General features: G+C 69.0%; 11 protein-coding genes. 6 read left to right on the forward strand and 5 right to left on the reverse strand.

All coding sequences use genetic code 11. From position 1 onward, the window contains the following. Both FJV41_RS15810 and FJV41_RS15815 read right to left on the reverse strand, forming a co-directional pair. Positions 1 to 1,099: serine/threonine-protein kinase (locus FJV41_RS15810; RefSeq protein WP_141643318.1), on the reverse strand; the 1,099-nt coding region annotated here is incomplete at its 3' end. A 109-nt stretch (positions 1,100 to 1,208) separates the two neighbouring features. Next, complete coding sequence (locus tag FJV41_RS15815; protein WP_141643319.1) at positions 1,209 to 2,081, reverse strand: class I SAM-dependent methyltransferase; 873 nt, start codon at positions 2,079 to 2,081, stop codon at positions 1,209 to 1,211. A gap of 135 nt (positions 2,082 to 2,216) precedes the next feature. Here FJV41_RS15815 and FJV41_RS15820 point away from each other — a divergent pair, with 135 nt between their 5' ends. Beyond that, positions 2,217 to 3,506 (forward strand): tetratricopeptide repeat protein, encoded by a 1,290-nt coding sequence (locus FJV41_RS15820; RefSeq protein WP_141643320.1) that lies wholly within the window; start codon positions 2,217 to 2,219, stop codon positions 3,504 to 3,506. A 45-nt stretch (positions 3,507 to 3,551) separates the two neighbouring features. After that, complete coding sequence (locus FJV41_RS15825) at positions 3,552 to 3,848, forward strand: hypothetical protein (RefSeq protein ID WP_141643321.1); 297 nt, start codon at positions 3,552 to 3,554, stop codon at positions 3,846 to 3,848. A 31-nt stretch (positions 3,849 to 3,879) separates the two neighbouring features. On the opposite strand, the gene FJV41_RS15830 is transcribed toward FJV41_RS15825, so the two are convergent. Both FJV41_RS15830 and FJV41_RS15835 read right to left on the reverse strand, forming a co-directional pair. After that, a complete protein-coding gene (locus FJV41_RS15830) occupies positions 3,880 to 4,293 on the reverse strand; it encodes a hypothetical protein (RefSeq protein WP_141643322.1) in 414 nt (137 codons plus the stop codon). A gap of 69 nt (positions 4,294 to 4,362) precedes the next feature. Then, a complete protein-coding gene (locus FJV41_RS15835; protein WP_141643323.1) occupies positions 4,363 to 5,820 on the reverse strand; it encodes an alpha/beta fold hydrolase in 1,458 nt (485 codons plus the stop codon). A 66-nt stretch (positions 5,821 to 5,886) separates the two neighbouring features. Here FJV41_RS15835 and FJV41_RS15840 point away from each other — a divergent pair, with 66 nt between their 5' ends. The 4 genes from FJV41_RS15840 (at position 5,887) to FJV41_RS15855 (ending at position 10,852) form a co-directional block, all read left to right on the forward strand. Then, entirely contained in the window at positions 5,887 to 6,795 is a 909-nt protein-coding gene (locus tag FJV41_RS15840) for a LysR family transcriptional regulator (protein WP_141643324.1), read from the forward strand. A gap of 188 nt (positions 6,796 to 6,983) precedes the next feature. Next, a complete protein-coding gene (locus FJV41_RS15845) occupies positions 6,984 to 7,955 on the forward strand; it encodes an aldo/keto reductase (protein WP_141643325.1) in 972 nt (323 codons plus the stop codon). Between the two features lie 187 nt (positions 7,956 to 8,142). Continuing rightward, positions 8,143 to 8,388, forward strand: a complete 246-nt coding sequence (locus tag FJV41_RS15850) for a hypothetical protein (protein ID WP_141643326.1) — start codon at positions 8,143 to 8,145, stop codon at positions 8,386 to 8,388. A 181-nt stretch (positions 8,389 to 8,569) separates the two neighbouring features. After that, positions 8,570 to 10,852 carry a zinc-dependent metalloprotease gene (locus FJV41_RS15855; RefSeq protein ID WP_181790668.1) on the forward strand — a complete coding sequence of 761 codons (2,283 nt, stop codon included), beginning with the start codon at positions 8,570 to 8,572 and terminating at the stop codon, positions 10,850 to 10,852. A gap of 54 nt (positions 10,853 to 10,906) precedes the next feature. Here FJV41_RS15855 and FJV41_RS15860 read toward each other — a convergent pair whose 3' ends face one another. Continuing rightward, positions 10,907 to 12,733, reverse strand: a complete 1,827-nt coding sequence (locus FJV41_RS15860) for a CHASE domain-containing protein (RefSeq protein WP_141643328.1) — start codon at positions 12,731 to 12,733, stop codon at positions 10,907 to 10,909. Positions 12,734 to 12,874 lie beyond the last annotated feature (141 nt).

Here is a 12,874-nt window from a genome sequence, read left to right on the forward strand (position 1 = left end):
GACGTGTATAAGAGACAGCCACCGCTGTGACTCCCATCCCGTTGGGGGGCGGCGTCACGGGCCGCAGCATGGGCGGCGGGCCCGGAGGGGGACGTCGGGTCTCCCTTCCGGGAGGAGTGCGCGTGCGCGGAAAGTCCGCGCCTTCCAGGCGAATCTCCTCTCCCGGGACACTGGCCAGGTCCGCTAGGGGCGAGCGCCAGTCGGGAAAGGCGCGGCCGAAGAGGCTGGCGATGTCGGAGGCGCTCACGCGCAGGCGGTGGTCGAAGAGGAAGTTCTGGATGGACTCGGAGAACTCACGGGCCACGGGAAAGCGCGCGGCGGGTTGGGCGGCCAGTGCGCGCAGGAGCAGGGCCCACAGCGGCGCGGGGACGCCGGGCAGGGGCTCCAGTGCGCGCTCGTCGAAGTTGCCCAGCGCGTGGATGATGTGAGGCGTGGTCCCCTCGAAGAGGCGGCGTCCGGCGAGCATCTCGTAGAGCAGCAGGCCCAGCAGGAAGATGTCGCTGCGCTGGTCCACGGGACGGCCGTGGACCTGCTCGGGGGACAGGTAGTTGATTTTGCCCTTGAGCACGCCGACCTGCGTCTCCTGGTATCCCTCGTCCGCGACCTTGGCGATGCCGAAGTCGGCCAGCTTCACGCCTCCGTTGCTGGAGACCATGACGTTGGAGGGATTGACGTCGCGGTGGATGATGTTGAGCGGGGCGCCGCTGGAGTCCGTGCAGCCATGGGCATACGCGAGGCCATCCGCCACCTGCTGGGCGATGAAGCAGATTTCGCGAATCCCCAACGGGACTTGTCGCCTGCGCGCCGCCTTGAGCAGCGCGCCCAGGTTCTCCCCGTCCACGAACTCCATCACCATGTAGTACTGGCCGGCGCTGGAGCCCAGGTCCAGCACCTGCAAGACATTGCCGTGCTGAAGCGAGACGGAGAGCTTGGCTTCGCGCAGGAACAGGTCGACGAAGGCCGCGTCCTGCACGAAGGAGGGGAGGATGCGCTTGACGGCGACAGGCTTCTCGAAGCCCTCGGCGCCCACCACCTTGCCCAGGAAGACCTCGGCCATACCGCCCGCGGCCAGCTTCTTCACGATGCGGTAGGTCCCCACGCTGTCTCCGGAGCCGCAATGCCATCGCAGACGTTCCGGAGAGAGGAAAGGTCACAATCGAGCGTTCCGGGCTCCAGGGGCCGGGAAAAGTGACGGGACTGTCTTTCGGTCAACGCTTGTCGGCGGTGGGGTGTCTGTTCTTGGACGCCGCGGACGGATGGCGGATGCCCGTGGTAAGGTAGGCATTGAAGAGGCCGACCTGGGGTCCCGGGCCCAGGACGGTGGAGACCTTCTCCAGCAGAGCCTGCTGGATGGAGGGCCACTTCTCACCCAGGGCCTTGCGCGCCAGGACGACGGGGGCGCTCGCGCGAATCATGGAGTCCACCATGGCGGCGGTGGATGGGTATTCGGCGCGGGCCGTCGTCTCGTACACGGCGACCTCGTCAAAGCCAGCCGAGGCCATCTCGCGCAGACACGTCTCCCGGTCCGACAAGGGCATCATGCCGTCCCGAGGCGCGCCACCGCCACCACCGCCGCCTGTCATCAGCTCCGCGAAGCTTTGATAGACGGTGTTCATCGCGGGGGAGTGCTCCAAGGGCAGCCAGCTCGACACGATGGCGCGGCCGCCTGGGGCGAGGACGCGGTGCAGCTCGCGGAAGCCGCGCGGGCGGTCCGGGAAGAACATCAGGCCGAAGAGGGAGAAGGCGGCGTCGAACGCCTGGTCGGGCAGGGGCAGGGCCATGCCGTCGCCGGCGAGCGCTTCGATGTCGAGTCCTTCCGCGGTGGCGCGCTCACGCAGCGCGGAGAGCATCTGGGGGGCGAAGTCCACCGCCGTCACGCGGGCGCCCTGTCGCGCCGCGAGCAGGGAGAGGGTGCCGGGACCCGCCGCCACATCCACCACGCGCGAGCCCGGGCCGACGGCCATGCGAGAGAGGGCGTCCCGGGCGAAGTTCTCGAACACGGGGAGCAGCTCGCGCACGTACTCGGGCGCGACGAGGTCCCACGGTTCGGGGGCTGCGAGCGGTGAAGCGGTCGACGACATGGGGTGTGGCCTCCAGGATGTTGGACGCGGATTCCACCCTGAACGGGCCGCGAGCGCTTGGAAGAAATGCACCACCCGCGTGCCGCCAGGGCAGGGGCGGTCTCCACGGTGACTTCGGGTAGGCTCGGAGCGCCCATGTCTTTCGCGCGTTCCTTTCTGCTCCTGTTCTTCGCCGCATGTTCCACCACCACGGGCGGTATGCATTCTCAGGCCACTCCCTTGCTGGTGTCCCATCCGGAGCAGCACTCCGTGCGAGTGGCGCGCGCTGTCGAGGCCACGGAGCGGAAGGACTTCGACACCGCGCAGCGGCAACTCGACGAAGCCCTCGCAGATGCGCCCACCGACGCGAAGGCCCTCTTCGTCCAAGCCTGTGTCTTCCTGGAGCGGGGCTCGCTGAAGGAGGCCACGGGGATGGTGAAGCGCCTGCGCGCGGCGGCGCCCGCGAGTCTCGAAGCACCGGTCCTCGAAGTGCTCATCGAGAGGCGCGGTACCCACCCGACAGAGGACTGGCGCGACTCATTCTTGTGGGCGTGGAGGAAGGCGGGTCGTCCGGGGTTCCAGGACCGCGACCTGTTCGACGGGATGGGTGATTTCATGGAGAAGGCGAAGGCACTACTGGCTGGAGCCTGGGGGCGGACGAACAGCGCGGAGGTCCGGCTGGTGCTCGCGCTCGCCGGCGACGAGCTTGATGCGGAGTCGCGGCGCTGGCTGTTCGCGCATCTGGAGGAGGTCAAGGACCCTGGATTGCTGCTGGCCGCCCTGGCGTTCTTCCAGCGCGACGTCCTTGCTGGGGAGCAGCGCGACCTGTTGCGGTCACGACTCCGTCGCTTCGCGGAGGATGCGCCGACGGACATGCAGCGCTCCCTCCTGCTCTTGCTGGAGCCTCGCGTGGCCGATGCGCCGTTCACCGACGAAGAGCTCCGCGAACTGGAGCGCATCGCGGCCCTGCCCGACTTCCGGCCCACGTCCACCGTGTCGATGTACGCGCAAGCGGAGCGGCTCTTGAGGTCAGCGGGGGTGGCTCACCCCGAGAATGGCGCCTTCATGGTGACGGTGAGTGGGCTGGTGATTGACGGGTCCTATTTGATCTCCAAGGTCGTCAAGGCCTCCGGCGAGGGGCTCTCCGCTGACCACCGCATGCGGCTGGGGCGGGTGCTGTGGTCCCTGGGTGAGCGCATGGCGGCCGAGTCGACGCTCGTCGAGCGCCTGGTGGGGCTGAACACGATGAGGGAGGGGGCCGTGCTGCTCATGGACTCCGAGCGACTGGCCCAAGCGGTGCTGGCTCTCGAAGAGGGACGGGAGGTCGCGCGTGTCTCGAGGAGTCTCGAGCTTGACGCGTGGCCTCTCCCTTCGCTGCAGGAGGCGATGTTGGCAGCGACGGTGAAGGACGAGTGGACGCACCTGCGTGCCTTCGCCGTGCCCTGAGGCTGCCCTTGACTCATGGGCCCGGTCACCAGAGGCTGTGACGCAATGCTGATTCGATGGGTGGCTTGGGGCGCGATGATGGCGCTGCACTTCCTCGCGATTGTGTTCGTCCCGGCGTCGATTGCGCCCGCGCTGGCCGGCTCCGTCTACCTGCCGCTGATGCCCCTGCGTGCCCTGGGGCTCCCAGTCTTGTCACAGGAACCGTCGGGCGGCTGGGCCGGACCTTCGGTGCTCGGCTGGGTCGCGGTCGTCCTTGTCTGGGGGCTGGTGTGGTGGGGCGTGGTGTTGCTGCTCACGCACTTCGTGCAGCGGCGCGTTCGTCGCGCGTCTCACGTGGCTTGATGGAGTGACGCTGGCTTCCGGCGCGGCTTCTTCAGCCCGCGACGCCAACGGCCTCTGGCTCGTGCCAGCCGAGGCCCAGACATTTCCAGCACGTCGCGGTGCGGAGGATGGACCCCGTCCCCGTGCAGGCCGCGCAGTCGAGCGCGCTCACGGTGCGCTCGGGCAACAGCTCCCGCAGTCGGGGATACTTCTCGCGGCTCGTGGTGAGTGCGACCACCTTCCACGCGTCATCGGTCGCTTCGGACTTGGAGTCCTCCCAGTCGTACGTGAACACCGTGCCGTCTGGGCGAAGGACGACCAGGCCGCCCATGTCGGCGTACAGGGGCAGCCCGCCGAGCTCGCGGGCCCGCTCGCGCTGGTCAGCGGGCTCCGTGGGATTGAGCAGGAACTCTCTCAGCCACCGCTCGATATCGCGACGGAGGCTCTCAGAAGGCTTGTGGCTCATGCTCCCTCGGAACGGGAGTGTCCTGGTCGTCATGCCTCCAGAGGTTAGCGCCTCGGACGCAACGGCGCCTCAAGGGGCCGCTGCGCTCTTGCCGAAGTCCGCGCCGCGAAGCTGGAGGACGCAGTCCAGGGGCAGTGGCCCCTTGGGGTCGCGGAGGAAGGCCATGGTGACTTGTCCGCCGCAGCGATTGAACGACGCGCCATGGCTGTAGCCCCGCAGCTCGACGTAGCGGGCCTGTGGCATGGACTCGAGCAACTGCCGTCCCCAGTCAGGAGGCGTATCCGGGTCGAACTCCCCCGCGAAGATGAGCGTCGGCACGTCGCTCTTCACCGGCGTGTTCTCCTCCGCGGGCACCGGCGCCACGTTCCACACCCGGCACGTCTCCATGGACGCCGTCCCTTCGTCCACCCCGCCCAGCCCGAGGGCCGGTGAGCGCTGCGCCGCGATGCGCTTCGGGTCCTCGAACGGAGTCTCCTCCGAGCACCAGACGGATAGCCGCAGCCCCCAGCTCATCGTCGACGGACCCAGGCTGTCCTCCACCAGCGGCGTCAGCTCCGAGTAATCGCCCGCCGCCGCCCGGCTGATGATGCGCGGGAGGAGGGGAATCCGCTCGGGGTCATGCAGCGCATTGTAGAGGGCCTCGACGACCTGCGCGCCGCGCACCTCCACCGGCCGACCTCCCGTAGCGGACTCCTTCAAGCCGAGAGGCAAGGGCTTGCGCTCGGCGGTGGCGACGAGCTGGGCGAAGCGCTTGCGCAAGTCCGGATGCGCGGCCGAGCACTCGCGGTCGATGGCGCACCCGTCGAACACGAGGTCGAGCGAGCGCAGCAGGTTCACCGCGGCGACCTCGTCGAAATTCACCTCGGGCGGCAGCACCGAATCCAGGATGACCGAGCGCACTCCCGCCGGATGTCTGCGCAGCACGGTGAGCATCAACCGCGTGCTGTAGGAGAGGCCCTGGAGGTTCCACGTCTCGTAGCCGAGGACCTTGCGCAAATCCTCGATGTCATCCGCCGTCGCCGTCGTCGTGTACCCGTCCAGGTCGACCCCGGACGCCGTCAACGTCGCACGGCAGCGGCCCGCCGCCTTCGTCAGCGCGTTCTGGGCACTGGCGCCGCGCAGCCGGCCCGCCGCCATCTCACCCTTGAGCGTGTTGATTTCGGGGCACTCCAGCGCTGGCTGGGCCATCTTCACGCCGCGCTGCTCGAGGACGATGAGGTCGCGCTCGTCGAGCAGGAGGTTCTTCTTCCCGGAGCGCAGCCGGGCCACGGCGCTGACCCCGGGTCCGCCCGGCATGAAGAGCAGCGGGTCCTTCGCCGGGCGCTCGGCGCGGCTTCGCAGGCGCATCACCGGCAGCCGGATGGAGCGGCTTTCCGCCTTGCTCCGATTCTCCGGAACCACCAGGAACCCACAGTCGATGCGCTCCCCGGCTTCCACGGTGGCGGGGCAGGGTGCGGGCTCGAACCGGGGCACGCCCGAAATGGCGAGTGACAGCGATGCCAGGAAGGCCATGATGCTCGAGGACATGGGCTCCGTTAGAAGTCAGCTCCCCGCCTCGCGTCCAATACCGAAATCCAGGCCTGTGATAGCGAAGTGATCTCACCCACGCTCGATGCCCGTCGCCTCACGTGTTTCATCGCGGTCGCGGAGACGCTGCACTTCCGCAAGGCCGCGGAGCGGCTGCGTCTGGCGCAGCCCGCGCTGAGTCAGCAGATTCGCCGGCTGGAGGAGGAGCTGGGCTGCCAGCTCCTGAAGCGGGACCGGCGGCGCGTCGAGCTGACCCCGGCGGGCAGGACGCTGCTCGAAGCGGGAAGGCGAGCGCTCGTCCACCTGTCCCATGCGGCGGAGGCTGCCCAGCGCACCTCCAGGGAGCAGCAGTCCTTGCTGCGCGTCGGGTTCGTCAATCCGGCCGCGTTCGCCCTGGTGCCGGACGTCCTGCGCGGCCTGCGGGCCGAGCACCCGGATGTGCACCTCATGCTGCGCGAGGCGGACAGCGTGACGCTCCTGGAGGAGGTCCGGCTGGGGCAGCTCGACGTGGCCTTCGTGCGCGGGCCCGTCATCGCGCCAGGGGTTCGCGTCGACACGCTGCGCCGGGAGCCGCTCGTACTCGTGTTGCCGTCGCGTCATCGGCTGGCGCGCCGCGCGCGGGTGCCGCTGGAGCAGCTCGCGGATGAGCCCTTCATCGGCTTCGCGCGGGACACGGCGCCGTCGCTGCATGACGCGATGATGGGCATGTGCCTGGAGGCGGGGTTTACGCCCACGTTCGTCACCGAGGCGGTGGAGTGGTTCACCATGGTGAGCCTGGTGGCGGCCGGGCTCGGGTGCGCCATCCTCCCGGAGTCGGTCCGCACCTTCTCGCGAGAGGGCGCTGTCTACCGCGCCGTCGCGGGAGCTCCCCGCCATGTGGACCTGGTGATTGCCCGCGCTCCCACGCCCCCAGGCCCCGCCCTCAAGGCCTGTCTGCGAATCGTGTCGCGAATGACGTCGGTGGCGCTGCGCTGATCCCGTGGCACCCCGACGCTCGTGACGCCCCCCGCGAGGGTCCGGGTCGAAGGGCAGGGATTGAACGGTGGTCCTGTTCGGACTCGACGCACTGGATGCAAGTCGTCACTGTGGCGCGCTCGAACGGCATCCGGCCGGACCGTTCCCCAACGCGCAGCGTCCTTCCATCCGGCCGCGAGGGAGTCGACATGAAGTACACGAACCTGGGGCGCTCGGGGCTCTCTGTCAGTCGGCTGTGCCTGGGCACGATGAACTTCGGCTGGACCACCGAGGAGCCTGACGCGCACGCCATCATGGACTCCGCGCTGGAGCGGGGAATCAACTTCTTCGACACGGCCAATGTCTACGGTTGGGGCGAGAACAAGGGCCGCACCGAGCAGATCATCGGCAACTGGTTCGCGCAGGGCGGCCGTCGGCGCGAGCGCACCGTGCTCGCCACCAAGCTCTACGGCCCCATGGGAGAGTGGCCCAACGAGGGCAAGCTGTCCGCGCTCAACATCCGCCGCGCGCTGGACGCCAGCCTCAAGCGGCTGCGCACCGACTACATCGACCTGTACCAGTTCCACCACGTGGACCGCGCCACGCCGTGGGAGGAAATCTGGCAGGCGATGGAGGTCGCCGTCGCCCAGGGCAAGGTGCTCTATGTCGGCAGCAGCAACTTCGCGGGCTGGCACATCGCCCAGGCCCAGGCCGCCGCCGCGCGACGCGACTTCATGGGGCTGGTGAGCGAGCAGTCCCTCTACAACCTGATGGCGCGCACCGTGGAGCTGGAGGTGCTGCCCGCCGCTCAGCACTACGGCGTCGGCATCCTGCCGTGGTCTCCGCTCCAGGGCGGTCTGCTCGGCGGCGTGCTGAAGAAGGAGCGCGAGGGCAAGCGCCGGCTGGAGGGCCGCGCGCAGGAAGCCCTCCAGAAGAATCGCGAGCGAATCGAACGCTACGAGAGTCTCGCCGCCGAGCTGGGACACGAGCCGGGTGACGTCTCGCTGGCGTGGCTGCTGCACCAACCCGCCGTCACCGCGCCCATCATCGGACCCCGCACCGCGGGGCAGCTCGACGCGGCGCTCCGAGCGCTCGAGGTGAAGCTCGATGACAAGGCCCTGGCCCGGCTGGATGAAATCTTCCCGGGGCACCGTCCCGCGCCCGAGGACTACGCCTGGTAGCGCCACGCCACCCTCCACCTTGCGCCACCTGTCGTCCGTCGGTGTCTAGGAATCGGTGCCTCTCACGAGGCACTGTCGTTGCTGGGAAATTCTTATTTCCTTGTAATTCTGGACACTCCTCTGAAGCCTGAGGCAAGGTCCAGCTCACCGGGGGCGGTTGCGCCCTCATCGCGCTGGAGTTCACATCATGCGTCGCTTGGTCGTGCTGTTTTCGCTCCTGGGTCTGTCCGCGTGTGGTGGTGGTGTCGAGTCCGCTGGAACCGAGCCGGAGGCTGTCTCCGGGACGGAGCAGGAGCTCTGCTCCAGCGCCAATGCCTGGGAGTGTTTCTGCGCGCAGTTCAAGACGCAGGAGGCTTGTAGGACGGGCTCGCAGCGCTGTGTCTGGCAGCCGTACACGGCGGTCGGCAGCCGCTGTCTGCCGACGTACGAGTAACACCCGGTTCGCGCACCTCGGGGCGGGCAGGAACGCTTCCCGGTGAAATCCATATCGTTCCCGCGGCGGAGTCGTTGCGCCGCGGTGGTCATGGCCTGTCGCGCGTGAGGGGCGCCGTGAAGGCGTCCCGTTGCTCCGACACCGGATGGAAATCCCTCCATCCGGTTGTGTGGAGCACGGCATGCCTCAATGGAGCAATCACAGACGCCGAGCGTGGTGGAGCGCCCTTTCGCTGGCGATGTTTCTAAGCACGGGCTGCGGCGACCCTCCGCCCGCCTCCGTGCCGGAAGACGCCCCGGAGGTGGACCTCGGGGTGGAGCTGGAAGGAGCCTTCATCTCCATCCCCCGGGAGATGAGCGCGGAGCAGCGGGCGACGATTTCCCAGCGGCTCGACGGCGTGGTGGACAACGCGGGGGCCAGCTTCTACCTGGCCATCCGGCGCGGTGAGCTGAAGCAGAAGTGGTTCCTCACCGCGTTCACCAAGCAGTGGCACCCGGGCGGCGTCGGCGAGTTCGCGGGCGAGGTGCTGGGCAGCCAGGTGGTGAGCTTCGAGGAGCAGAACGGCAAGCTCTTCGTCTTCGACGTCGACCGACGCAAGGTCATGAGCGACGTGTTCGACCCGCAGGTGCTGGTGGATGCGTACCCCATCGTCACGGACCATCGCGCCTTCAACCGTCTGCCGGGCGCGAGCCAGTATGTGCTCATCGACCCCTCGGAGGGGCTCAACCGCTACGGCGTGGTGGGTGACAGGCTGGGGGTGAACACCATCCACTTCCAGGTGGAGCTGAGCTTCGCGCAGCGCTTCCGGCGGCTCGCCGATGGGGTCGCCTTCGAGCAGGTCTTCACGGGCTACTCGGACCTGCCCTACGAGTGGGCGTCCTACTACAACGAGGACAACGCCTTCCGGGCCGCGGGCACCCTGAGCATCTCCCTGCGCCGATACGCGGAGGGGCCGGGCTACACGCCCACGCCGCTGCCGCCTCGGGAGCACTACTTCCGCAGCGCCCGGAGCATCGTTCCGAACACGACGGTGGAGGAGATTCGCCAGGTGGCCGTGAAGTGGAACGTCTACCCGGGCATGACACCCATCCGCTGGCACATCATGGACACCGTGCTCGCGGCGCAGCAGGACCCGCGCCTCCAGGGATATGACGTCGTGGGCGCGATGAAGCGCGGCATCGAGGGCTGGAATGCCGTGTTCGGCTTCAAGGTGTTCGAGGCCGTCGTCGGGGGCGGCATGCGGGATTTCGCCGACGATGACCGCAACGTCGTCATCGTCGACACGGACGAGCTGATGCCCCTGGCCTTCGCGAACTGGCGCAGCAACCCCGACACCGGCGAGATTCGGGGCGCGAGCGTCTACTACTCGCTGAGCTGGATGCTCAACGGGCTGTTCTATTACGACGAGGACACGGCCCTGGTGCCTCCCGTGCCAGACACGCGGCCGGAGGACTCCCTGCGACTGACCTGGGGCGGCCTGTCGGGCGGTGACTCCTGTGGAATGCGCGCACCGGACCCACGCGAGGCGCGCGCACGCGTCCAGGCGGAGGCCCACGGGCGGCTGGCGGGGCTGACGAAGAAGCAGAAGGTGGAGCGCTACATCACCGGTATCATCCTGCATGAGGTGGGGCACACGCTGGGCCTGCGCCACAACTTCTCCGGCTCCCGCGTCAACGACGGAAGTCCCACGTCCCTCGCCTCCTCATCGGTGATGGACTACCTGGACCCCGTGGACATGGCGCTGATGGGCGCCCCGGGCAGCTATGACACGAGCGCGGTGCGCTACCTCTACGGCCTGTCGTCGACGCTGCCCACGGAGCCGTTCTGCTCGGATGACGACCGGCGCACGGACCCGTACTGCATGACGTATGACCGCTTCGCGGACTCCCTCGCGCAGTGGCACGGCCCGGTGTTCCAGCGACATGAGGACTACCTGCTGAACAGCCCGCTCTCCTGGGAGCGACTGCAGGGGTACTTCAACCGCTCCTCGTCTCCCTACCTGGGGTTCGTGCGCGTCGCGGACCCGCCGACGCAGGTGCTGGCCTACGACCTCCTCATGGCGAAGCTGCGTCCGCCGCTCGTGATTCCCCCGGGGGCCCGGCCCGACTATCCGGCCCGCGCGGATGAACTCACGCGGCGCATCTTCCAGCGCCTGTACCTGGACCCGGCGACGGACCGGGGCTACTTCACCTCGAACCCCGCGCTGACGCCCGCGCTGTTGACGCCCATGCTCGCCGACATCGAGGCCATCATCCTCAACACGGATGGGGTGCGCGGGTACGCCGCGCGCCGCACCCTGGTGGATGTGCTCAAGGCCCAGCAGTCGCTGCCCGCGTACCTGCTGCTGCGCGAGCTGCGTGACACGCTCACCATCGGGCTCCCGTCGCTGCCCGAGGCCGACCGGGTCCAGACGGAGGACCTGGTGAACCGCATCTCCGCGGCCGTGTCCCCGTACTACCGCTGACAGGTGGCGCGAGCCCGGCGAGGGGCGTGTCCTCCCGTCGGGCTCGGCTCCCACTCAGGGCGCGAGCGGCCCGGTGGGCTCCGTCGGGGGCGGGGGTGGCAGCGGCGTGCCGGGGACCGGTCCGGCGCGAGGCAACACCACGATGAAGGTGGTGCCCTGACCGGGGTGGCTCTCCAGGAAGATGCGTCCGCCATGTGCCTCGACGAGCTGGCGGGTGATGAACAGCCCCAGGCCCAGACCGCCGTAATGGCGGCTGGACACCGCGCGCTCGAAGCGGTCGAACACGCGCGCCGCGTCCTCGGGCGCGATGCCGATGCCCCGGTCCCTCACCTCCAGTCGGGCCTCCGCCTCGTCCCCGAGCACGCGCACCTCCACCGGTGCGCCGTGTCCGTATTTGAGCGCGTTGGACAATAGATTGGTGATGACCTGCTCCAGCCGCAGCCGGTCCCACCGGCCCGTCACCGGCTCGGGCGTGTCCACGTCCAGGCGCACGTTCATCGTCTGCGCCTCCGCCTCGAAGCGGTGCACCAGCTCACGCACCAGCTCTCCCAGCTCCAGTGACTCCAACTGGAGCTCCAGCTTGCCGCTCGACAGCCGCGACACGTCCAACAGGCTGTCCACCAGCTTGGTGAGTCGGGTCGTCTGCCGCTCGCAGGTCTCCACGCCGCGCTCCAGGCGCACCGTGTCCACCGGCTCGCCCTGGTGGAGCTGTCGGAAGAGGAGCTGGAGCTGGAGCTTCAGGGACGTCAGCGGCGTGCGCAGCTCGTGCGCGGCGACGCTGAGGAACTCGTCGCGCACCCGCACCGCCGCTCGGGCCTCGCTCGCCAGTCGTCGCTGCTCGGCGCTGGCGCGCTCCGCGCTGGCCCTCGCGTTCACCTGGGCGCGCGTGACGAGGAACACCAGCAGCGACATCAGCAGCCCCCCGCCCGCCACCGTGGCTGGGTGGCTGGAGCGCGTCCCCTCGAAGAAGGCGGACCGTGTGGTGAAGACCAGCGTCCAGGGTGTTCCCGCCACCAGCACGGTGAGCTGCTCACGGAGCAGGCCGCGCCCCTTCGGGGTCTGCTCGGAGCGCGAGGTGTAGAGCAGGTCCGTCGCGCGGGTGCCGCCCCCATCATAGATGGTCAGGTCAATGGTGGACTGGAAGCCGGGGAAGCGCAGGCCCTCCACCAGGTCCCTCATGCGGAAGGCGCCGAACACGAAGCCCTGAATCTGGGCGCGGCGTGCTTCGGGTGTCGAGGGCTCGGGCTCCTCGTAGAGCGGCACGTAGAGCAGGAAGCCCACCTGTCGGTCTGGTGCGCTCTTCGGCTCCGACACCAGCCTCACCTTGCCAGAGGCCGCGGGCAGCCCCGTCTCCAGCGCGCGCTGGAGGGCCGCGTGACGCACGGGCTCGGACGCGATGTCGAAGCCGAACGCGCGAGCGTTGTTCCCGTCGAAGGGCTCCACCATGGTGATGACGGCGTGGTCCTGCCGCACGATGCGGGGACGGACGCGATAGTCGGGAAAGCCCTCGGCGCGCATCTCGGCCTCGTGCCGTGGAAGGTCCTCCTCGCGAAGCCACTGGGCGAAGCCGATGCTCTGGATGCCAGGAAAACGCCGCCGGGCCTCCAGGCTCGCGGTGTACGCGCGGAACTCCCGCCGCTCCACCTCCTGGCTGCCGCTGAACACCCCGCGCGTGCCCAGCAACATGGCCTGGTACATGTCCATGCGTTGCAGGAGCGCCACGCTGCCGTCGGTGACGGCGTTCTCGAAGAGCTGCTCCCGGCGCAGGTCCACGCCGCGCTGGACGTAGGCCGTGGCCCCCGCGGTGATGAGCAGCCCCGTCAGCAGGGCGCCATACGCGGCCGCGTTGCGGCGCAGGTGGGAGAGGAGGGGGGGCGACACGGCTTCGCGGAAGCAGGACCGGAGGGAGGTTGCCGGGGAAGGGGCCGGGAGAACGACGACGCGAGCTTCGAGTGCGCGGCGGCCCCCTTCAAGCCGTCCCCACCCGCGCGTGTCCTCCAGGAGAAACGTCCGGGGCCGAAA

Origin of the sequence: Myxococcus llanfairpwllgwyngyllgogerychwyrndrobwllllantysiliogogogochensis (genome assembly GCF_006636215.1) — a bacterium.
Taxonomy (GTDB): Bacteria; Myxococcota; Myxococcia; order Myxococcales; family Myxococcaceae; genus Myxococcus; species Myxococcus llanfairpwllgwyngyllgogerychwyrndrobwllllantysiliogogogochensis.